This window comes from Citrobacter sp. Awk 4 (assembly GCF_028069725.1).
Classification (GTDB): Bacteria; Pseudomonadota; Gammaproteobacteria; order Enterobacterales; family Enterobacteriaceae; genus Citrobacter_D.
The window spans coordinates 61,890-82,790 of record NZ_JANEWG010000010.1 but is presented as its reverse complement, the minus strand read 5'-3'; the positions used below and the strand labels follow the sequence as shown (position 1 = coordinate 82,790).

The following is a 20,901-nucleotide window of genomic DNA, read 5'->3' as shown; positions in this document are numbered from 1 at the left end:
CTAAAGGCGACCCGTTTTTGCCAGAGAAGAATTAATGTGCCACTGGCTGAGAGCCTGCTGGCGTGCGAACGTGTTTGTATTTGAACAGGGCGACGAACGCGAAGGCCAGAACCAGAGAGTAGCCCGCGAAAATCAGCCACACGGTTTGCCAGTCGGTAATACCGTTCAGTGTGTAATGCTCAACCACTTTCCCGCTGACCACACCCCCAAGGATGCACCCGAAGCCGTTGGTCATCATCAGGAACATACCCTGCGCACTGGCGCGGATTTCAGGGCGGACTTCTTTTTCAACAAACACCGAGCCGGAGATGTTGAAGAAGTCGAAGGCGCAGCCGTAAACAATCATCGACAGAACCAGCAGCACGGTACCGAACGGTGTCGGATCGCCATATGCGAACAGACCGAAGCGCAGCATCCACGCCACGATACTGATAAGCATAACGTTCTTAATGCCGTAGCGACCCAGGAAGAACGGGATTGTCAGGATAAACAGGGTTTCGGAGATCTGCGAAATCGACATCATCACCGAGGCGTGCTGCACGATAAAGCTGCTGGCAAATAGCGGGTCTTTATCGAAGCTGTGCAGGAAGGTGTTCCCGAACATATTGGTGATTTGCAGTTCAGCGCCCAGCATCATTGAGAAGATGAAGAAGATCGCCATACGCTTGTTTTTAAACAGCGCGAAGGCATCCAGACCCAACATTGAGGTCCAGCTCTGGTTTTTCTGCTGGTTGGCGACCGGAATATGCGGCAGCGTCAGGGTGAACAGCGTCAGAACAACGGAGAGGACAGCACCGATGTACAGCTGCATATGGCTCAATTCGAAGCCGGAGAAGCTCACGCCCCACATGGCAAAAATAAAGCCGATGGTGCCCCAAATACGGATTGGCGGGAAGTCAGTCACAATGTCCATTCCCGCAGATTGCAAACGGTAGTAGGAGATGGTGTTGATCAGGCCCAACGTCGGCATATAAGCCAACGAGTTAAGGAGGATCACGAAGAACATTGCGCCCGGCGTGGTCACCTCTGCTGCCATAAACAGCGTTGCGGCGCCAACTGCGTGGCAAATGGCATATACCCATTTCGCACTTAACCATTTGTCCGCCACAATCCCTAACAGCGTAGGCATCAGGACGGCGGCGATCCCCAGAGAGCTATAAACAGCGCCGATGGAGGCACCGTCAAACTTAAGGGTGACAAACATATACGAGCCGAGGGTGGTGAGCCAGCTTCCCCATAGGCAGAACTGCAGAAAGGAGAGGACTTTCAGCTGCAGCTTAAGATTCATGTTAATTTCCTCACACCGTAATGCGGATGAATGTTCTAAAAGGCACATTTGCCGTTGCAATATGATGTGATTCTATCAACGACAGACCTTTGTTTTTTGTTACCTGTGACAAATATTTGCAAACATTTTCCTATTGCAAGGCAAAAGGGTGATGGACTTAACACTTTTATGCCCCCGCCCTCGTGGTTTCAGGAGGGCGGGAGGGGATGTAGAGAGGCTATTTACGGCGATACGATTTTTGCGCCGAATTAACCTTATACAAATAACGACGCGATTCTGCAGAAGGGTGTCGAGTGGTCAGCGTCTGGTAAACATCTCCCGGCGACATGCTGTTAATAATAGCAGCAGCCTGGATCTTATCGTTGGAGAATACGCGCAGCACGCTGCCCGCGCCGCCGTTGTAGGCGGTGATCACCGCATAGCGTCGTGATGTCGGGTTATCGATTCCCCCTAAATACACATTGTTGAGCATCGCCAGATAGGCGGTGCCAGTATCAATGTTACTGGCAGGATCGAACAGGAAGCTGCGGCTTGGAGTACCCGAACGTCCTTGCGAACGGAAAACGTCTTTCCCGGCGCTATGCTGAACCACCTGCATCAGACCCAGCGCGTCGGCATGACTGACCGCGTACGGGTTAAATGAAGATTCCGTCTGCATAATCGCCAGAATGAGTGATTCGTCGACGTCATATTTCCGTGATGCCTGACGCACCATACCGAGGTATTTATGCGCGCGTTTATCAAGGTGATTTGGGACAAGGTTGATGGTGACGCTGTAAATGATGCGCAGGCCGTTGCTGCGGCTTTTAAGCCGGGTTTTCAGCAGGTAATCGGCGAAGTTTGTTGCACGCCCCTCCCAGCGAATGGGTTGGCCTGTATGATCCACCACCTGACCGTACAGGAATGGTTCTTTGGAGATCTGAATATCATCGACGTCAGAATAGAGATCGACGGTCGTCGGATCGTCACCCATTAACAGCGTCTTGATAATGGCCCGACGCAGATGCCCGGCGGGATCGGTTCCGGCAATGGTTTCAACGGTGATGGTACCGGCATCAAAGTTGATATGGCTGCGGGTTTGAAACTGATCGGTGTACTTCACATAGTCTTTTGGACCGGCGATCAGAACTTCCTTGAACCCCCACAGATTTTCAATGTTATGGGCAAATTGCCCCATCAAAATATCAAAACCGTTGGTATCCTTGACCCAGGCTTCATTGTACGTATCGCCTTTGTTGGTCGAACTGGAACAGGAGATGAGCAACGGCGCAACAAGTGCAAGCGCGAAAAATTTTTTCATCATTCCGGGAGTGCGTGTTGTGTTGTTATGAGATGTGAAAAAGGGCGGTTAAGCCCTTATTTTTTGTCTTCCGGCGTATAGCCTTCAATGTGTACATCTTTGCCTTCAAACAGGAAGTTAATCATCTCCTGTTCCAGCAATTTACGATGCTCAATATTCATCATGTTGAGTTTCTTTTCGTTGATCAGCATCGTTTGTTTATGCTGCCACTGCGCCCAGGCTTCTTTGGAGATTTCGTTATAGATGCGTTTTCCCAGTTCGCCTGGGTACAGCTGAAAATCCTGACCTTCAGCATCACGTTGCAGGAAAGTACAAAAAATCGTTCTGCTCATAAATTATCCTCTTTATCGACCGACGGCTTAAACCAAAGCGCCGGTGCGTAACTGCTGTAACAAACGCTCCACGGGTGCCGCCAGTCCGACCGACGGCGGTTGCGCTAAGTTATACCAGAGCGCGTTGCCTTCATCCATGCATGAGGTGAAGGAAGACACGGGAAGCCACATGGGCACAATATCCAGATGGAAATGGCTGAAGGTATGGCGAAACGCATTCAGTTGGCTGAGATTATCAGCTTTAATATGCCTCTGCGCCAGCCACTTACGCAGGCCATCCTCATCGTCAAACTGAGGAAAACAGTACAATCCCCCCCACAATCCGCTGGGAGGCCGCTGCGCCAGCAGCACGGTGTCTTCATTCTGCATCAGCAAAAAATAGCCGGTACGTTCCGGTAGCGTCTGTTTCGTTTTTTTGCCGGGGTAGAGCGACCAACTGTCGTTGGCGGTCGCGATGCAACCGTTTTGTAATGGGCAAAGGGAACATTTTGGTTTTGAGCGCGTACACACCATCGCGCCTAAATCCATCATCGCCTGGTTAAAACGCTCAACACCGTTGGCGGGCGTCACCTGTTCGCTCAGATCCCACAGCGTTTTCTCGACCTCTTTTTTTCCCGGCCAGCCGCTCACCGCATAGCAGCGCGCCAACACGCGTTTGACGTTGCCGTCGAGAATCGGGAAATGTTTGCCCAGTGAGAGAGAGAGTACGGCGCCCGCGGTAGAACGCCCGACGCCAGGCAGTGCCGCCACTTCATCAAAGGTTTCAGGAAACTGACCGCCATGTAGTGTGACAACCTGTTGGGCCGCTTTGTGCAGATTTCGCGCTCGCGCGTAGTAACCTAAACCGGTCCATAAATGAAGCACTTCATCCAGCGGCGCATTGGCTAAATCCGTCACCGTGGGGAAGCGCGACATAAAGCGTTCAAAATAGGGAATGACCGTGGCAACCTGGGTTTGTTGTAACATGACTTCTGAGAGCCATACTTTGTAAGGCGTCTTGTCAATTTGCCAGGGCAGCGTTTTCCGCCCGTATTTATCGTACCAACCCAATACCTGGGTTGAAAATTGAGACGCTTGCATGGTCACCGCTTAATATTGGCTGGGGGGGCAGATTGCAGCACAGAGGCAACAGGGTGTAAACCGGAACTTTCCGGTGCTGACTTTCTTCCTTTACTTGCATCCGCCAACTAACTTTGGATAATGCCCGTTTTCGCAACTCAATCACAAGCAGACTTAACTTTTATGAAGAACGACGTCATTTCACCGGAATTTGATGAAAACGGCCGCCCGTTGCGCCGTATTCGTAGTTTTGTTCGTCGCCAGGGGCGACTGACGAAAGGGCAGGAACACGCGCTGGAAAACTACTGGCCGGTGATGGGCGTTGAATTCAGCGAAGATCCTGTGGATTTTGCCGCGCTGTTTGGCCGTGAAGCGCCGATCACGCTGGAGATTGGCTTTGGGATGGGCGCATCGCTGGTGGCGATGGCAAAAGAACGTCCGGAACAGAATTTCCTCGGCATTGAAGTACATTCACCGGGGGTGGGTGCGTGCCTGGCCTCTGCCCATGAGGAAGGGGTTGAGAACCTGCGAGTGATGTGCCATGACGCGGTCGAAGTGCTGCATAAAATGATTCCTGACAATTCTTTAACCATGGTTCAGCTCTTTTTCCCTGACCCGTGGCATAAAGCGCGTCATAATAAGCGCCGTATCGTTCAGGTACCGTTTGCTGAACTTGTGAAGAGCAAGCTGAAGCTGGGCGGTGTTTTCCATATGGCGACCGACTGGGAAGCCTATGCAGAACACATGCTTGAGGTGATGACTTCTATAGACGGGTATAAAAACCAGTCTGAAACCAACGATTATGTACCGCGCCCGCAATCGCGCCCGGTAACCAAATTTGAACAGCGTGGTCATCGTCTTGGCCACGGCGTATGGGACTTAATGTTCGAGAGGGTGAAATAATGGCAAAGAACCGTAGCCGTCGTTTGCGTAAAAAAATGCACATCGACGAATTCCAGGAATTAGGATTTTCGGTTGCATGGCGTTTTCCGGAAGGTACATCTGAAGAGCAGGTTGATAAAATCGTTGATGATTTTATTAATGACGTCATTGAACCGAACAAACTGGCCTTTGACGGCAGCGGTTATCTGGCCTGGGAAGGTCTGATCTGCATGCAGGAAATCGGTAAATGCACTGAGGAACATCAGGCGATAGTCCGTAAATGGCTGGAAGAACACAAACTTGAAGAAGTGCGCACCAGCGAACTTTTCGATGTTTGGTGGGACTAACAAAACATACGGGGCCAGCATTTGCTGGCCCGATTTGTCTTGAGGGAAAGTTATGATGCGCAAAACGCTGCTGGCGGCAGTCCTAACGTTCACGGCGATGGCCGCACACGCAGATTACAAATGCAGCGTCACGCCGCGTGACGATGTTATTTTGAGTCCGCAAACAGTGCAGGTGAAAGGCGAAAATGGCAACCTGGTCATTACGCCGGACGGCAACGTGACATTCAACGATAAGCCGTACACCCTGAGTGCTGCACAACGTGAACAGGCGAAAGATTACCAGTCTGAATTACGCAGCGCGTTACCGTGGATCGATGAAGGCGCCAGAGACCGGGTAGAGAAAAGCCGTGTGGCGCTGGACAAAATCATCGCCAAAGAAGTGGGTGAAAGCAGCAGTATGCGCGGGCGTCTGACCAAACTGGATGCGCAACTGAAAGAGCAGATGAACCGTATTATCGAACATCGTACGGACGGCCTGACCTTCCACTACAAGGCGATTGAGCAGGTGCGTGCGGATGGCCAGCAACTGGTGAATCAGGCGATGGGCGGCATTCTGCAGGACAGCATCAATGAGATGGGCGCAAAAGCGGTGCTCAAAGGTGGTGGTAATCCGCTGCAGGGCGTACTGGGAAGCCTGGGAGGGTTGCAAACATCGATTCAAAACGAATGGAAGAATCAGGAAAAAGACTTCCAGCAGTTTGGCAAAGATGTCTGTAGCCGCGTCGTGACGCTGGAAGATAATCGCAAAGCGTTGGTCAGTAGCCTGAAATAATCCTCTCTGTTTTTTTAAGCAACGGCACGCTTTTGTGCCGTTTTGTTTCGTCTCTTTCCCTCATTTTGATATCCATCTCTAAAATCAATACATCGGATGACATATTTATCTGTTTAATTGGAAGACGTCACATTATTCATCTCCTGGCTTGCGATAATGCGTCAACTTTTTACGTAACTGGAGAAATAACATGGAGTTTTTCAAGAAAACGGCACTTGCCGCACTGGTTATGGGTTTCAGCGGTGCCGCGCTCGCTTTACCAAATGTCACGATTTTAGCCACCGGAGGGACGATTGCCGGGGGCGGTGACTCAGCAACAAAATCGAACTACACAGCCGGTAAAGTTGGCGTTGAAAATCTGGTGAATGCCGTGCCTCAGCTCAAGGATATTGCTGTGGTGAAAGGCGAACAGGTCGTGAATATCGGTTCGCAGGATATGAACGATGAAGTCTGGTTAACGCTGGCGAAGAAGATCAATACCGAGTGCGATAAAACCGATGGTTTCGTCATTACTCATGGCACAGATACCATGGAAGAAACTGCTTACTTCCTCGATCTGACCGTGAAGTGCAACAAACCGGTCGTGCTGGTAGGGGCAATGCGTCCCTCTACGGGGATGAGCGCAGACGGTCCGTTCAACCTCTATAATGCTGTGGTAACAGCGGCTGATAAAGCCTCTGCCAACCGTGGCGTGCTGGTGGTGATGAACGACACCGTTTTGGATGGTCGTGATGTCACGAAAACCAATACCACAGATGTCGCTACCTTCAAATCCGTTAACTACGGACCGCTGGGTTACATCCACAACGGCAAAATCGACTATCAACGCACACCGGCGCGTAAACACACTTCCGCCACGCCGTTCGATGTCTCTAAGTTGAACGAATTGCCGAAAGTAGGGATTATCTATAACTATGCGAATGCGTCTGACCTGCCGGCAAAAGCGCTGGTCGATGCTGGTTATGAAGGGATTGTGAGTGCGGGTGTGGGTAACGGCAACCTGTACAAAACGATCTTCGATACCCTGGCGACGGCTGCGCATAAAGGGACGGTCGTTGTTCGTTCTTCCCGCGTACCGACCGGTGCTACGACTCAGGATGCAGAAATCGATGATGCGAAGTACGGTTTTGTCGCATCTGGTTCGCTGAACCCGCAGAAAGCGCGTGTGCTGTTGCAACTGGCACTCACGCAAACCAAAGATCCAAAACAGATCCAGACGATGTTTAACCAGTACTAATCGTTTATGCCCCGGCCTGCTGGCTGGGGCAATTTCTGAAAAATCTCCCGAACACCTAAATTATTCATTTTCTAATTATCAACAGGATTATGATTATTGCGGTTAGCGTTATTCTGGACGGGAGGTCCGCGAGTGTTTCGACAATGGATAGCAGGTGCCGCGCTTTTAACGTTGGTTTCGGGTTATAGCCGGGCGGAGGTTGCTCAACCCACCGATCACATCTTAAAAGAGCAGTTTAGTAAGCAGTATCATGGCGTGCTGAAACTGAATTCTGTCACCTTAAAAAATCTTGATGCCACAGGCAACCAGGCCACATGGTCTGCCGAGGGCGATGTTTCTTCCAGTGATGATCTCTATACCGGTGTCGGTATGGCTGCAGATTATTATTTTGTGGAAAGAACCTGGACAAGAGATCGTCCCGTTAAATTTTCCGCGATGTTAACCAGCAAAGGAACGCCAGCCTCCGGTTGGACTGTTAACTATTACTCATTCCAGGCAGCTGCCAGTAATGAAGGAAGGGTTATTGCTGATATTAAAACCAGCGATAAATATCTGGTCGTTAATGACGATGATTTTAACTACCGATTCAGTCAAATCGATGCGGCGTATCTCATGCAGAAAAAGTCGATCGGAAGCCTCGAAGAACACATAAAATCACTGGATAAACAAATTGCTGTCGCTAAAAAAGAGGCCGATGCTTATTGGGGTAAAGGTCCTGACGGTCAAAAACTGACCCGGGAAGATGCGTTCCATAAGATGTTTAAAGAGCGCGATGATTTTGTAAAAGCGAACGACAGTAATACGTTTGCCGAGAAATATGAAAAAGACGTTTATCAGCCCGCGTTAGCCGCATGTCATAAACAGAGTGACACGTGTTATGAGACGCCTATTCAACAGAAAAGAGATTTCGATATTCAGGAGCAGAGACGGCAGGTATTTCTGAAATCGCAAGAACTCAGTCGTAAAGCGCAAAACGACTGGATCGCGTATGAAAAAGGGCAGTATCCGCTGACGATGGCCGTCGCTAAACTGCAAATGCAGCAAACGGATCTACATATTAAGATTGACGATATCAATGAAGGCTATGATCGCTGGAAAAAAGAGACTGATGAATTGCGACGTAATGGAGTCATCAAGTAGCGGAAAGGATGCGCCCACAGGCGCATCCAGAATCACTCGGCAAGAAACAGCTCAAGAAGGGAGTTTAAGAACAGCTTGCCGTGCTGGGTAATTTGCCAGTCATCCTCGCACTCGGTCAGATACCCCTGGGCAATAGCTTCATCGATCTGCTTACGAATAGTATCTTCAGTCAACCCGGTGTACTGCGTAAATTCAGTGCGCGGCGCAGCTTCCAGCAGACGGAAGCGGTTCATAAAGAACTCAAACGGCTTATCAGCCTCTTCGACATCGCGCTGACTTTCGAGATAACGCCCCTGCATATAGCCACGTGGATGACGTGTTTTGGTGGTGCGCAGAATGCGCCCATCCGGGAACGTCACTTTACCGTGCGCACCACAGCCAATGCCTATGTAATCGCCAAAGCGCCAGTAGTTCAGGTTGTGCTGACACTGATATCCGGGTTTCGCATACGCTGAGGTTTCATACTGTTGATAACCTGCTGCGGTTAATAACCGATGTCCCTGCTCGAAGATATCCCACAGGGCATCGTCATCGGGTAACACCGGTGGGCGCGAGCCGAACAGCGTATTGGGTTCGATGGTGAGCTGATACCAGGAAAGATGCGGCGGATTAAGCGCAATGGCTTGCTGTAAGTCGCCCAGCGCTTCTTCCAGCGTTTGATCCGGCAGACCGTGCATCAGATCGAGATTGAAGCTACGCAGCCCCAGTCCGCTTGCCAGTTTTGCAGCGCGTTTGGCTTCTTGCGGACCATGAATGCGCCCCAGACGCTGTAGCTTGGGTTCACTAAAACTCTGCACGCCAATCGAGATACGGTTCACCCCGGCGCGCTGATAGTCAACAAAGCGATCCGCTTCGACCGTGCCCGGATTCGCTTCCATGGTAATCTCAGCATCCGCCGCCAGATTCAGGCGCGCCCGCACGCCATCCAACAACGTTTGCATCGCCGGGCCGGAAAGCAGGCTTGGCGTACCGCCGCCGATAAAAAGGGTCTTTACTTCACGTCCTTGCGCGTAAGCCACTTCAGTATCCAAATCGCTCAGCAGATGCTGCACATAGTCGTCGTGCGGCACCTCGCCTTTTAGCGCATGCGAGTTGAAATCGCAGTACGGACATTTCTGCACGCACCACGGGATGTGAATATAGAGACTCAGCGGCGGCAACTTAACCATGTCGTAAGGCGTCCAGCAACAGCTTCAATGCTTGTCCACGATGCGAAATCGCGCTTTTCTCTTCACGGCTCAGTTCGGCAGCGGTTTTACCTTCAGACGGCACAAAGAAGATTGGATCGTAGCCAAAACCGCCGTTGCCAGACGCCTCACGGGTAATGACGCCCTGCCAGCTACCGTGACACACAAGCGGCGTAGGGTCTTCTGCATGGCGCATATAGACCAGTACGCAGTGAAAGCGAGCCTGGCGTTTATCGTCCGGTATATCCTGCAGAGCATCCAGCAGTTTTTCCAGGTTCTGCTGGTCGGTCGCATCTTCACCGGAATAACGTGCGGAATAGATACCCGGCGCGCCGCCCAGCACGTCAACGGCCAGGCCGGAGTCGTCGGCAATGGCGGGCAGACCTGTCACCTGCGCGGCATGGCGAGCCTTCAGAATCGCATTCTCGATAAAGGTCAGGCCGGTCTCTTCGGCTGAGTCGACGCCCAACTCCGTCTGCGCCACGACATCAAGCCCGAAATCGCTCAAAAGCGAAGCCAGCTCACGCACTTTACCGGCATTGCCGGTAGCGAGGACTACTTTTTGCATAGGGATACCTAATCAGTTAACGCCGCAATTTCTGGCGGGATCTGTTGCGGATGAATGATTTTAACCTGTTTGTGGCGGCCGAGTTCGCCCTTTTCAATAAGGACCTGGCTTTTGGCCACGCGGAACTGTTTGCTGAGAAACTTCACCAGATGGCTGTTCGCCTGACCATCGACTGGTGGTGCGGTAATGGCGACTTTTACTTCGTCGCCATGTAAACCCACAATACTGTCACGGCTGGCTTTCGGCTGAATATAGAGCCGTAACACCAGACCGTCATCGCAGGGTGTAACGGCACTCATAGCGCCATCCACAGCCCCGGCAGCAGCATGTTACCTGTCGCCTGTAAGATCTCCGCGATGCCCATGTTGATGACATACAGCAACAGCACGAGGATCATCGGAGAGAAATCAATGCCGCCCATAGAAGGCAGTAATCGGCGAATCGGGCGCAGCAACGGATCGGCAAGCTGGATGAGCACATATTCGACCGGGCTGCGGCCCTGGCTTACCCAACTCATGATCGCCATCAGCAACAGAACCCAGAAAATCAGCAAGCCGATAGTTTTCAGTACGATAAGTACGGCGGCAATCCAGATGATCGGCTGGAATGTGACCACTTTAAACAGCACTATTGCCTTGATAAAGCTGATAATGAATGCGACCACGACCGATGCGCTGTCAATTGGACCCATCGGCGGAATGACACGGCGCAGCGGCCCGATAACAGGCTGAGTAACTTTCACCACAAACTGCGAAAACGGGTTATAAAAATCACAGCGAGCCCACTGCATCCACACGCGCAGCAACAGCACCATGGTATACAGCTCAATAACGGTCGAGAGCAGGAAGGTCAACGTGTTCATGGCGTTCCTTAGTTTTCCTTAATTTTTTGTGTAATCACGTGCACCAAAAATAGCAGTGCCGATGCGCACCATCGTACTACCTGCCGCAATCGCGGCATCCATATCGTCTGACATACCCAGAGACAGCGTATCGACATCAGGGTAATGGGTCTTGAGACCGGCAAATGCTACAGCCATTTGACGGGCAACTTCAAACTGCCTTACATAATCTGACTCAGGCGCCGGGATCGCCATCAGTCCACGTAGGCGAAGATTCGGCATTCCCGCCACCTCTGCTGCGAGCGCATCCAGTTCCGTCAGCGGAATTCCTGACTTGCTGTTCTCATCGCTGATATTGATTTGAATGAGTACGTTCAGCGGCGGCAGCGTTGCCGGGCGTTGTTCGTTCAGACGGGCAGCAATACGCAGACGGTCAATCGTGTGACACCAGTCGAAATGCTCGGCGACCAGGCGGCTTTTGTTGGACTGCAACGGGCCAATAAAGTGCCATTGCAACCCATCGACGCCACTCTCCTGGAAATGGCGAATTTTTTCCACACCTTCCTGAACGTAATTTTCGCCAAATGCGCGTTGCCCAGCGGTAATCGCTTCTGCGATGGCGCTCGCAGGCTTGGTTTTACTCACTGCAAGCAATGTAACGTCTTCTGAAGACCGCCCGCAACGCGTCGCGGCGGCTGAGATTTTGTCCCGGATCTGTGCCAGGTTATGCGCGATATCGTTCATTTTCCGAGGATGTTCATATGAATATGGAAGAAATTGTGGCCCTTAGTGTAAAGCATAACGTCTCGGATCTACACCTGTGTAATGCCTGGTCTGCGCGTTGGCGAAAACGGGGGCGGGTGGAGATGGCTCCTTTTACGTCGCCGGATATTCAGGTGCTCTTAGCGCAGTGGCTTAATGACGCTCAGCAGGAACAACTGCGGATAAACGGTCAGCTTGATTTTGCCGTGTCGCTGGCGGGCAATTTGCGGCTGCGCGCCAGCGCGTTTGCTCACCAGCAGGGGACATCGCTGGCGCTGCGGTTACTGCCAGCCAACTGCCCAATACTGGCGGAACTTCAGGCACCACCCGTTTTAACGAGTCTCCTGAGTGTCGAGAATGGGCTCATTCTGGTGACCGGGGCCACCGGTAGCGGGAAATCGACCACGCTGGCAGCAATGGTTGAGTATCTCAACCAGCATACAGAAGCGCATATTCTGACCCTCGAAGACCCCATTGAGTATTGCTACGCCAGCCAGCATTGTTTGATTCAGCAGCGTGAGGTCGGCGTACATTGCAGTTCGTTTGCTTCCGGGTTGCGTGCGGCATTGCGGGAAGATCCTGACGTCATTTTACTGGGGGAGTTGCGGGACAGCGAAACGATTCGTCTGGCGTTGACTGCGGCGGAAACGGGGCATCTGGTTCTGGCGACGCTGCACACGCGTGGCGCGGCGCAAGCCATTGAGCGACTGATCGACTCTTTTCCGGCACAGGAGAAAGATCCGGTACGCAGTCAACTGGCGGGAAGTTTACGTGCGGTATTGTCGCAAAAACTGGAAAAAGACAAACAGGACGGGCGTGTGGCGCTGTTTGAGTTACTCATCAATACACCTGCGGCGGGAAATCTGATCCGGGAGGGGAAGAGCCACCAGTTGCCCGGCGTCATCCAAACCGGGCAGCAGATGGGAATGCAAACCTTTGCCCAAAGCCTGCAGCAACGACAAGCGCAAGGGCGGCTTTAGGACTGGTCAACTGGTCAGGGCGATGCGCACAGCCATGACAACGGGGTGAAGGAGGTTAGTACCCTTGCTCGAAATAACTTTCGAGAATGATGACGGCAGAGGCGGAGTCGATCTTGCCCTTGTTTAGCGCCCGGTATCCGCCTTGTTCGAACAGGCCGGAACGCGCTTCAACTGTGCTCAGCCGTTCGTCATGCAGGGTCACCGTCACGCCAAATCGACCATGAATACGGTTGGCAAATTTACGTGCCCGGGAGGTCAGAGGTTGCTCGGTGCCATCCATGTTGAGCGGCAGTCCCACAATCACCTCATCGGGTTGCCACTCCTTGAGCAGGCGTTCAATGAGGTTCCAGTCAGGGGTTCCATCCTGCGCTTTAATCGCAGGCAGCGGGCGGGCAGTTCCGGTGATCCGCTGGCCAATCGCGACGCCAATACTTTTTGTGCCAAAATCGAAGGCCAGTAAGGTTTCGCTCATCAGGCGTGCCCCGCCACACCAGGCATGGTGAGGATATCAATCCCAATCAGTCTGGCTGCTTCGCGCCAGCGATCGGCAATCGGGGTTTTAAATAAAATATTGAGATCCGCAGGCGCTGTCAGCCAGGCGTTATCCAGTAACTCTTGTTCCAGCTGGCCTTTTTCCCACGAGGAGTATCCCAGGGCGACCAGTACTTCGGAGGGTTGTTCTTGTGTGCCCAGGGTTTCCAGCACATCGCGGGATGTGGTGATCACGGTGTTATCTGAAATCCGAATACTGGACGAAAAACGCGACGGCGGGGTATGCAGAATAAACCCACGATCTTCGGCCAGCGGGCCGCCGAGCATCACGGCTTTATCCAGGCGAATGGCGGGATCACGGGGTTCCGGCACTATCTTCAGCTTTTCCAAAATCCCTTCAATCTGCAGATTTTCCAGAGGCTTATTGATGATGATCCCCATTGCGCCATCTTCATTATGTTCGCAAATATAGACCACAGAACGGCGGAAAATGGGATCCTGAAGAGCAGGCATGGCAATAAGAAAGTGATGCTGTAAATTCATTGTCAGAGGTTCTGTTCCTGGTTTAAAAAGCAACAGGGGTCAGTATGTGGGTAAAGAGCACGGATGTCACTACCGTAGGCCGGATAAGACGCTCGTGTCGCCATCCGGCATCGGTGTTTTAATGCCTGATGGTGCTGCGCTTATCAGGCCTACAAAGACATTCTGGATGTCGTCATCCTGCAGACGGCTTACTTCTGCAGGCGCGCTTCAATCGCGTCCATCAGCATACCGGTAATTGAGACCGGGAATTCAGCTTCAATCTCGCGAATGCAGGTTGGACTGGTGACGTTAATTTCTGTCAGACGATCGCCAATGATGTCCAGACCGACGAAAATAAGCCCTTTCGCTTTCAGCGTTGGCCCAATGCGACGGGCAATATCCCAGTCGCTTTCCGTTAACGGACGCGGTTCGCCACGGCCGCCAGCGGCCAGGTTACCGCGAGTTTCACCACCCTGCGGAATACGCGCGAGGCAGTACGGCACCGGTTCGCCATCTACCACCAGGACGCGCTTATCACCGTCTTTAATGGCTGGCAGATAGTTCTGCGCCATACAGTAGCGGGTGCCGTGTTCGGTAAGCGTTTCGGCAATCACGCCAAGGTTGGGATCGCCTTCCTTCACGCGGAAGATCGATGCGCCGCCCATACCGTCCAGCGGTTTGAGAATGATATCGCTGTGTTTTTGCCAGAAGGCTTTCAGTTGCGCTTTGTTGCGGGTGACCAACGTTTCTGGCGTCAGATCGGAGAACCAGGCGGTGAACAGCTTTTCATTACAGTCGCGCAGGCTCTGCGGCTTGTTCACAATCAGCGTACCTTGCTCTTCTGCGCGCTCCAGAATATAGGTGGCGTAGATAAACTCAGTGTCAAACGGTGGATCTTTACGCATCAGAATGACGTCCAGATCCGCCAGCGGCAGATCCTGTTCGCCAGTAAAGTCGTACCATTTGTCGTAATTCTGCTCGACGCTCAGAGTACGCGTACGGGCGCGGGCTTCACCGTTTACCAGATAAAGATCGGCCATCTCCATATAATGAAGTTCGTAACCGCGGCGTTGTGCTTCCAGCAGCATAGCGAAGCTGGAATCTTTCTTGATGTTGATGCTTGCGATGGGGTCCATCACGATGCCGAGCTTGATCATTGTTCTTCTCCGTTAAAAGCCTGACTCATTAGGCTTTGTCGCTTCAACCTAAGTCGCCAAATCGCACCTGGAGCGCGGTAATGGCGGTGAGCGCAGTTGTCTCAGTACGCAGAACGCGAGGTCCTAACAGGATATCAGTAAACTGATAGCGTGCGGTCATGGCAATTTCGTCAGTCGACAGTCCGCCTTCCGGACCAATCAACAAACGAATACGTTCAACCGGCAGTGGTAACGTGTTGATACTGGCGTTGGCGCGCGGGTGAAGATTCAGCTTCAGCCCTTCATCCTGCTCTGCGCACCAGGCTTCCAGATCCATAGCCGGGCGAATCTCCGGCACCCGGTTACGACCGCACTGTTCACAGGCGGCAATGGCGATTTTTTGCCACTGCTGGAGCTTCTTATTCAGACGTTCGCTGTCCAGTTTAACGCCGCAGCGTTCAGAAAAAAGTGGCGTAATGAGGCTTACACCCAGTTCTATTGATTTTTGGATAGTGAATTCCATTTTTTCACCGCGCGACATCACTTGTCCGAGGTGAATATGCAGCGGGGACTCACGGTCGTCGAATTCACCGCTAAGTATCTTCACTTCCACGCTTTTTTTGCTGGCGCTGGTGATCTCGGCATCAAAGACCTGGTTGCTGCCGTCAAACAGTTGCAAGGCTTGACCTGGCCCCATGCGTAACACGCGGCCGATATGGTTGGCGGCATCTTCGCACAGTGAAATCTGACGACCAGAAGAGAGAGGTTCAGGGTGGTAAATGCGGGGAATGCGCATGGTTTAAAATCCGCGTATCTTCCCACGCGAGCGAGTCGCGTGGGGTATGGGTTAACAATTATTCCCGCTAGTGTAGGTTAGCTCTTTTGCGCCTGGCAAGCGCGTTGCACGTACGGGTTATGGTTCCCTTGTACCCTGGCTATGCGTTCGTCGCGCTCGCATTCCCAGTCAGTGACCGGATATTGCTTATCCCAGGCGTTGAAAAGTTGTGTCTGCTGGCGGGAGAGGTTCAGGTTGTATTGATCGCGCATATAAAAGTAGGTACGGGCAATCGAACCCCGTGCACGCGCAGGCGGTTCAGCCACTTTCTCTTTGAAATCGACCTTCATCGCGCACTGTCCATACTGGCCTTCGCCGCCGTTCCACTGGCTATACATGAAGTTACCGCGATCGCCGTTAACTTCACCGACCGCCGGTTGCAGGTTATGCATGTCGCTTTCCATCTTGCGGTATTCCGGGTCTTTGGCGCAGTTTTTACGCCCCCCTTCTTGCCAGCACTGCCGCTGGTGGCCAAATTGCCAGGCGGGTACCACGTGTTCCCATTCGATTCTGCTGGCGCGGTTTTCATTTTTGCGCACTTTATAACCGCAGGAGTTCAGGTCTACGACACCTTTTTTACCCTGCCAGTCAATCTTGCATCCACAGTAGAAATCACCAGGCACGTCAGCATTGACCTTGACGCCAGCGGCTTTTGCCTGAGAAAAACTGTTAATGCCCTCGGCCAGCGCCGGGCCTGAGAGAACAGTGGTTAGAAACGCCAGTGCAAAAGTGAGATTACGGTACATCACGAACTCCGTGTTAAATCGAGCTCGCAACGTAACGAAAGTTGTTCCTGTATGCAATCAGGCAGATCAGAAAAGTTCCTGATAATTCTGAATGTTATTGTGCGACGAGTGGTTCGCCGCAATGGACGCAGCGGTAAGTCGCTTCGCCGCGCACAATTCGGTTATGGCGACGCACGGTGAGTTGATGTTCCTGGCATTTGCAGCGGTAGGCAAAGGTGTTGCGACGAACGGATTGCAGCTCAAATTGGTGAGTGCGTCTGGCGGGCACGCCAAGTACGTTTTCCATCATCCACTTCCACTCTTTTCCGTGCGGCGCAACACGGCCAAAGTGCTTCCACACCAGTAAATGCGCCAGTTCGTGCGGGACCACTTCGTCCACAAACGCATCGACATTTTCGGCTAATAGTACCGGGTTAAGGCGGATTTCATAACTTTCCAGCCAGGCGGTTCCGGCTGCGGTACCGCGCTGCTGATAGACCAGTTTAGGTTCCGGGTAGTCACGACCCAGTTTTAGGTTAGCCTGGGCGAGCTTTTCCCGCAGGCTGCGCATGACGGCTTGCTGGATGGCGATAGGGAGACGGACGGTTTTCATAACGGCAGAGAATAGTGCGAGGGGGCGGGGACTGCAAGGGGGGAAGCTTCCTCCCGATGTTGGGAGGAAGCTAGAGAGGATTAATCGTGAGCGCCGATTTCGCGCAGTCGACGACCTTTCATCAGGTTACGTTCGATGTGTTCCAGGGAGACGTGTTTGGTTTCCGGAACCAGCCAGAGGGTCAGCACGATAAAGAACAGGTTCAGACCGGCATATACCCAGAACGTGTTTGCGTTGCCCAGCGTGTTGAGCATGGTCAGGAATGTCGCGCCAACAATCATGTTGGCAATCCAGTTGGTTGCCGTAGAGCAGGTGATCCCAAAATCACGCCCTTTCAGCGGCTGAATTTCAGAGCACAGCACCCAAATCAGCGGACCGGCGCTCATCGCGAACCCGATGATAAACATCAACAGCATGGCAATGGCAAAGTATTGCGCGGAGGCCGAATGGATACCGATATGCATCATGGTGCCCAGTATGCCCATCCCGACAGCCATCACCAAAAATCCCAGCGTCAGCGTAGGTTTACGACCCCAGCGGTCTACCAGACCGATGGCGATAAAGGTTGCCAGAACGTTGGTCAGACCGACGATAACGGTTCCCCACATTTGCTCAGTGGTGTTGGTGTAGCCCGCCAGTTCAAAGATTTTTGGCGCGTAGTACATGATGACGTTCATGCCGGTGAACTGCTGCATCACCTGTAACAGCACACCCAGGAAGACGGCACGGCGGAAGTTACTGTTTTCTTTAAACAGCGCCCAGCCGCTCTGTTTCACCTGCAGGCTTTCGCGGATTTCGTCCAGCTCGCGTTTGGCTTCTGCGCTGGTATCACGCAGACGCAGCAAGACGCGTTCAGCATCCACGAAGCGACGTTTGGCGGCAAACCAGCGTGGGCTATCCGGCAGGAAGAACACGCCAATCAACAGCAGAATGGCGGGAATTATGATCACGCCTAACATCCAGCGCCACGCACCGCTGTAACTGAAGGCGGTATCAGAAAGATACGCACCCAGAATGCCAATGGTGATCATCAGCTGATACATCGAGATCATGCTGCCGCGAATTTTCTCCGGCGCAATTTCGGATAAGTACAGCGGCGCGGTATAGGAGGCGACGCCGACAGCCAGACCCAACAGCACGCGGGAGATGATCAGCACATCAACGTTCGGTGCTGCGGCAGAACACAACGAACCTGCCACAAATAGAATCGCCCCGATCATCAGGCTTTTCTTGCGACCCAGTTTGAAAGAGAGCCAACCGCTGCCGACGGCACCGACAGCGGCGCCGAACATCATCGAGCTGACCACCCATTCCTGAGTGTGCGGGCTTATCTGGAATTCGTCAGTGATGAAGGGTAATGCACCGGCGATAACACCGATATCCAGGCCAAAAAGTAATCCAGCCAGGGCGGCAAGAAAGCAGACAAAAAATGTCATCGTCTTGTTAGAACGCCCCTGTTTTTTATTGTCAGGCATAAAGCCCTCCGATTGGGTTGCCAATTTTGTTGATGGTAAGGGTAGGGGAGTACGCCGTAAAAATATGTGAAATTAATCACATTAGTGTAATCGGTTACACTGGTATTCATGCGGTGTATTGTTTAATTATATGAAAAACAATGAATTTAATAATCATGCAACATGAAATCTTGCCTGGAATTGAGATAATGCCGAAAAGTAATGTAACAACAATGCTTGTTTGACTACGGTGAAGTGTTATTCCAGTTTTAATAACGTAAAACGGAATGTAATCGTTTCCATTATTTTATCTGTGGAAGGGTAAATACGGATAACTGGATTGGGTAACAGCGGAGGGAAGGCGGTATGAGAAAAGCAAAAGGCCAGCACGAGGCTGGCCTTTGAACGCGTTCAGTCAGAGGTTTATTTCAGACCGGCTGCATCACGCAACAGCTGCGCTTTGTCGGTTTTTTCCCATGGGAAATGTTCGCGACCAAAGTGACCATAGGCTGCGGTTTCTTTGTAGATCGGGTGCAGCAGATCCAGCATCTGAATCAGGCCATACGGACGCAGGTCAAAGAATTCGCGTACCAGCAGAGTCAGTTGCTCTGAAGGGACTTTCTCAGTACCGAACGTCTCAACCATGATGGAGGTCGGTTCCGCCACGCCGATAGCGTAGGAGACCTGAATTTCACAACGGTCAGCCAGGCCCGCAGCCACGATGTTTTTCGCTACATAACGTGCCGCGTAGGCTGCAGAACGGTCAACTTTAGACGGATCTTTACCGGAGAAAGCGCCGCCGCCGTGACGTGCCATGCCGCCGTAGGTATCAACGATGATTTTACGCCCGGTCAGACCGCAGTCGCCCATTGGGCCGCCGATAACGAAACGGCCGGTTGGGTTGATGAAGAATTTGGTGGATGCGCTCAGCCATTCAGTCGGCAGAACCGGTTTGATGATCTCTTCCATCACCGCTTCTTGCAGGGATTTCTGGTCGATATCTTCGGAATGCTGAGTGGACAGAACCACGGCATCAATGCCGACGATTTTGCCGTCGTCATACTGGAAGGTTACCTGGCTTTTCGCGTCCGGACGTAACCACGGCAGCGTGCCGTTTTTACGCACTTCAGCCTGGCGCTGTACCAGACGGTGCGCGTAGGTGATCGGCGCTGGCATCAGCACTTCAGTTTCATTGGTGGCGTAGCCAAACATCAGGCCCTGGTCGCCAGCACCCTGTTCCAGCGGGTCGGCGCGGTCAACGCCCTGATTGATATCCGGGGATTGTTTACCGATAGCGCTCAGCACTGCGCAGGAGTTTGCGTCGAAACCCATGTCGGAATGCACATAGCCAATTTCGCGTACCGTATTACGGGTGATCTCTTCGATATCAACCCAGGCGCTGGTTGTGATCTCACCGCCAACTAAAACCATACCGGTTTTAACGTAGGTTTCACATGCGACACGTGCTTTGGGATCCTGTTCCAGGATGGCGTCCAGCACTGCATCAGAGATTTGGTCAGCGATTTTGTCAGGATGCCCTTCTGAAACGGACTCAGACGTAAAAAGGTGTTTTGCCATGTTTAATTTCACCTAAGGAGAATTTGTTTAGCTCAAACTGTTGTGTAGGGTAGGCATAGCCGAAGGATCTACCAAGGCCTGCAGGTTAGTGACACTGGCAGTCTGAGTGTTAATCAGTATGGATGGATTAACATCTGGATGGCTATTTTAGGTTACTTGTTCACCTGATTTCCAGCTTTTTTTGAGTAAAGCCTCATTGTGTTGAAAACACAGCTGGAAATTTTTCCTGACGGTGATGGCAATGTGTGCATTTATGTTTTGCTTTTTACCTCTCATGTCGGTATAAAACGCGGCGCGCGGCTCATATCCGTCATACTTCACGTTGCATGTGCGTTCGTTTCCTGCAACTCGAATGATTGAGGATAGACAAACAGCACACGACGTTTTTATCGTGTCGCCACTTCCAGCCGGGCTAAAACGTTTGCTTTGGCTTGTGGGTTCGTTCCGTGCGGAGCGGCCGTGGAGGTGATACGAGATAATGAACCGTTGTATTCTGCTGAATCAGTCGCACCGTTCTGGTGTACGAATGTCCCCCGCATACTGCATCTCTGCTTTGCATACCTGCCGATGTTATACCCATCTCGGCGCTTCTCAGGACTCCAGGGCCGGTTACGGCAACTAAGGACTGAACAAGGGCGCTCTTGGTTAAACAAGAGTTTTCTCGTGGTTTCGCCGAACCGTCATGCTTAAGTTCGGTTACGTGTTTTACAATGATATGAAAAAGAAACCGGTCGCGCAGTCGGAGCGTCAGCACTATCCGCTGGAAAATCCGCCTGTTTATGGGTTGTTATCGCGTCTTCGGACTGCGATAGTAGTCAACTGTTTTACACTTGTTAATAAAATCTGAGGTT

General features: G+C 52.1%; 25 protein-coding genes. 8 read left to right on the top strand and 17 right to left on the bottom strand.

Annotation, left to right across the window (positions count from 1 at the left end):
- Positions 1 to 31: 31 nt before the first annotated feature.
- From NNO04_RS06345 to mutY, 4 genes are all read right to left on the bottom strand, one after another.
- The gene (locus tag NNO04_RS06345) at positions 32 to 1,288 is read right to left on the bottom strand and encodes a nucleoside permease (protein WP_271443953.1); all 1,257 of its coding nucleotides are present in this window, start codon (positions 1,286 to 1,288) and stop codon (positions 32 to 34) included.
- A gap of 217 nt (positions 1,289 to 1,505) precedes the next feature.
- Positions 1,506 to 2,591, bottom strand: a complete 1,086-nt coding sequence (gene mltC / locus NNO04_RS06340; RefSeq protein WP_271443952.1) for a membrane-bound lytic murein transglycosylase MltC — start codon at positions 2,589 to 2,591, stop codon at positions 1,506 to 1,508.
- A gap of 53 nt (positions 2,592 to 2,644) precedes the next feature.
- A complete protein-coding gene (locus NNO04_RS06335) occupies positions 2,645 to 2,920 on the bottom strand; it encodes an oxidative damage protection protein (protein ID WP_192613456.1) in 276 nt (91 codons plus the stop codon).
- 27 nt (positions 2,921 to 2,947) lie between these two features.
- On the bottom strand, positions 2,948 to 4,000 hold the full coding sequence (gene mutY / locus NNO04_RS06330) for an A/G-specific adenine glycosylase (protein WP_271443951.1): 1,053 nt from the start codon (positions 3,998 to 4,000) through the stop codon (positions 2,948 to 2,950).
- A gap of 162 nt (positions 4,001 to 4,162) precedes the next feature.
- Here mutY and trmB point away from each other — a divergent pair, with 162 nt between their 5' ends.
- The 5 genes from trmB (at position 4,163) to NNO04_RS06305 (ending at position 8,357) form a co-directional block, all read left to right on the top strand.
- On the top strand, positions 4,163 to 4,882 hold the full coding sequence (gene trmB / locus NNO04_RS06325; protein ID WP_271443950.1) for a tRNA (guanosine(46)-N7)-methyltransferase TrmB: 720 nt from the start codon (positions 4,163 to 4,165) through the stop codon (positions 4,880 to 4,882).
- Positions 4,882 to 5,208, top strand: a complete 327-nt coding sequence (locus tag NNO04_RS06320) for a YggL family protein (protein ID WP_061076322.1) — start codon at positions 4,882 to 4,884, stop codon at positions 5,206 to 5,208. Before trmB ends, NNO04_RS06320 begins: the two co-directional genes overlap by 1 nt.
- Positions 5,209 to 5,260: 52 nt before the next feature.
- The gene (locus tag NNO04_RS06315) at positions 5,261 to 5,980 is read left to right on the top strand and encodes a DUF2884 domain-containing protein (protein ID WP_271443949.1); all 720 of its coding nucleotides are present in this window, start codon (positions 5,261 to 5,263) and stop codon (positions 5,978 to 5,980) included.
- Between the two features lie 190 nt (positions 5,981 to 6,170).
- Positions 6,171 to 7,217: an L-asparaginase 2 gene (gene ansB, locus NNO04_RS06310; RefSeq protein WP_271443948.1), complete on the top strand. Its 1,047-nt coding sequence runs from the start codon at positions 6,171 to 6,173 to the stop codon at positions 7,215 to 7,217.
- Positions 7,218 to 7,349: 132 nt separating this feature from the next.
- A complete protein-coding gene (locus tag NNO04_RS06305; protein ID WP_271443947.1) occupies positions 7,350 to 8,357 on the top strand; it encodes a DUF1202 family protein in 1,008 nt (335 codons plus the stop codon).
- 32 nt (positions 8,358 to 8,389) lie between these two features.
- On the opposite strand, the gene hemW is transcribed toward NNO04_RS06305, so the two are convergent.
- The 5 genes from hemW to NNO04_RS06280 are packed head-to-tail and all read right to left on the bottom strand — an operon-like array spanning position 8,390 to position 11,697.
- Entirely contained in the window at positions 8,390 to 9,526 is a 1,137-nt protein-coding gene (gene hemW / locus NNO04_RS06300) for a radical SAM family heme chaperone HemW (protein WP_271443946.1), read from the bottom strand.
- Positions 9,519 to 10,112 carry an XTP/dITP diphosphatase gene (locus tag NNO04_RS06295; RefSeq protein WP_271443945.1) on the bottom strand — a complete coding sequence of 198 codons (594 nt, stop codon included), beginning with the start codon at positions 10,110 to 10,112 and terminating at the stop codon, positions 9,519 to 9,521. Before NNO04_RS06295 ends, hemW begins: the two co-directional genes overlap by 8 nt.
- A gap of 8 nt (positions 10,113 to 10,120) precedes the next feature.
- Positions 10,121 to 10,411 (bottom strand): DUF167 family protein YggU, encoded by a 291-nt coding sequence (yggU, locus tag NNO04_RS06290; protein ID WP_271443944.1) that lies wholly within the window; start codon positions 10,409 to 10,411, stop codon positions 10,121 to 10,123.
- On the bottom strand, positions 10,408 to 10,974 hold the full coding sequence (locus tag NNO04_RS06285) for a YggT family protein (RefSeq protein WP_271443943.1): 567 nt from the start codon (positions 10,972 to 10,974) through the stop codon (positions 10,408 to 10,410). The genes yggU and NNO04_RS06285 overlap by 4 nt, the downstream gene beginning before the upstream one ends.
- An 18-nt stretch (positions 10,975 to 10,992) precedes the next feature.
- Complete coding sequence (locus NNO04_RS06280) at positions 10,993 to 11,697, bottom strand: YggS family pyridoxal phosphate-dependent enzyme (RefSeq protein ID WP_271443942.1); 705 nt, start codon at positions 11,695 to 11,697, stop codon at positions 10,993 to 10,995.
- Positions 11,698 to 11,714: 17 nt separating this feature from the next.
- Here NNO04_RS06280 and NNO04_RS06275 point away from each other — a divergent pair, with 17 nt between their 5' ends.
- Positions 11,715 to 12,695 (top strand): type IV pilus twitching motility protein PilT, encoded by a 981-nt coding sequence (locus tag NNO04_RS06275; RefSeq protein WP_271443941.1) that lies wholly within the window; start codon positions 11,715 to 11,717, stop codon positions 12,693 to 12,695.
- Positions 12,696 to 12,750: 55 nt separating this feature from the next.
- On the opposite strand, the gene ruvX is transcribed toward NNO04_RS06275, so the two are convergent.
- The 8 genes from ruvX to metK form a co-directional block, all read right to left on the bottom strand.
- On the bottom strand, positions 12,751 to 13,167 hold the full coding sequence (ruvX, locus tag NNO04_RS06270) for a Holliday junction resolvase RuvX (RefSeq protein WP_271443940.1): 417 nt from the start codon (positions 13,165 to 13,167) through the stop codon (positions 12,751 to 12,753).
- Positions 13,167 to 13,730, bottom strand: a complete 564-nt coding sequence (locus tag NNO04_RS06265; RefSeq protein WP_271443939.1) for a YqgE/AlgH family protein — start codon at positions 13,728 to 13,730, stop codon at positions 13,167 to 13,169. The genes ruvX and NNO04_RS06265 overlap by 1 nt, the downstream gene beginning before the upstream one ends.
- 188 nt (positions 13,731 to 13,918) lie before the next feature.
- Positions 13,919 to 14,866, bottom strand: coding sequence for a glutathione synthase (gshB, locus tag NNO04_RS06260; RefSeq protein ID WP_271443938.1), 948 nt, complete (start codon positions 14,864 to 14,866; stop codon positions 13,919 to 13,921).
- 43 nt (positions 14,867 to 14,909) lie between these two features.
- Positions 14,910 to 15,641, bottom strand: a complete 732-nt coding sequence (gene rsmE, locus NNO04_RS06255) for a 16S rRNA (uracil(1498)-N(3))-methyltransferase (protein WP_271443937.1) — start codon at positions 15,639 to 15,641, stop codon at positions 14,910 to 14,912.
- A gap of 77 nt (positions 15,642 to 15,718) precedes the next feature.
- The gene (gene endA / locus NNO04_RS06250) at positions 15,719 to 16,426 is read right to left on the bottom strand and encodes a deoxyribonuclease I (RefSeq protein WP_271443936.1); all 708 of its coding nucleotides are present in this window, start codon (positions 16,424 to 16,426) and stop codon (positions 15,719 to 15,721) included.
- 94 nt (positions 16,427 to 16,520) lie between these two features.
- Positions 16,521 to 17,018 (bottom strand): SprT family zinc-dependent metalloprotease, encoded by a 498-nt coding sequence (locus tag NNO04_RS06245; protein WP_271443935.1) that lies wholly within the window; start codon positions 17,016 to 17,018, stop codon positions 16,521 to 16,523.
- Between the two features lie 80 nt (positions 17,019 to 17,098).
- Entirely contained in the window at positions 17,099 to 18,493 is a 1,395-nt protein-coding gene (gene galP / locus NNO04_RS06240) for a galactose/proton symporter (protein ID WP_271443934.1), read from the bottom strand.
- Positions 18,494 to 18,895: 402 nt separating this feature from the next.
- Positions 18,896 to 20,050: a methionine adenosyltransferase gene (metK, locus tag NNO04_RS06235; protein ID WP_162380201.1), complete on the bottom strand. Its 1,155-nt coding sequence runs from the start codon at positions 20,048 to 20,050 to the stop codon at positions 18,896 to 18,898.
- A gap of 478 nt (positions 20,051 to 20,528) precedes the next feature.
- On the opposite strand from metK, the gene NNO04_RS06230 reads away from it, so the two are divergent.
- Positions 20,529 to 20,672, top strand: coding sequence for a hypothetical protein (locus NNO04_RS06230; protein ID WP_271443933.1), 144 nt, complete (start codon positions 20,529 to 20,531; stop codon positions 20,670 to 20,672).
- A gap of 93 nt (positions 20,673 to 20,765) precedes the next feature.
- A complete protein-coding gene (gene yqgB, locus NNO04_RS06225; RefSeq protein ID WP_162380248.1) occupies positions 20,766 to 20,897 on the top strand; it encodes an acid stress response protein YqgB in 132 nt (43 codons plus the stop codon).
- The last annotated feature ends 4 nt before the right edge of the window (positions 20,898 to 20,901 follow it).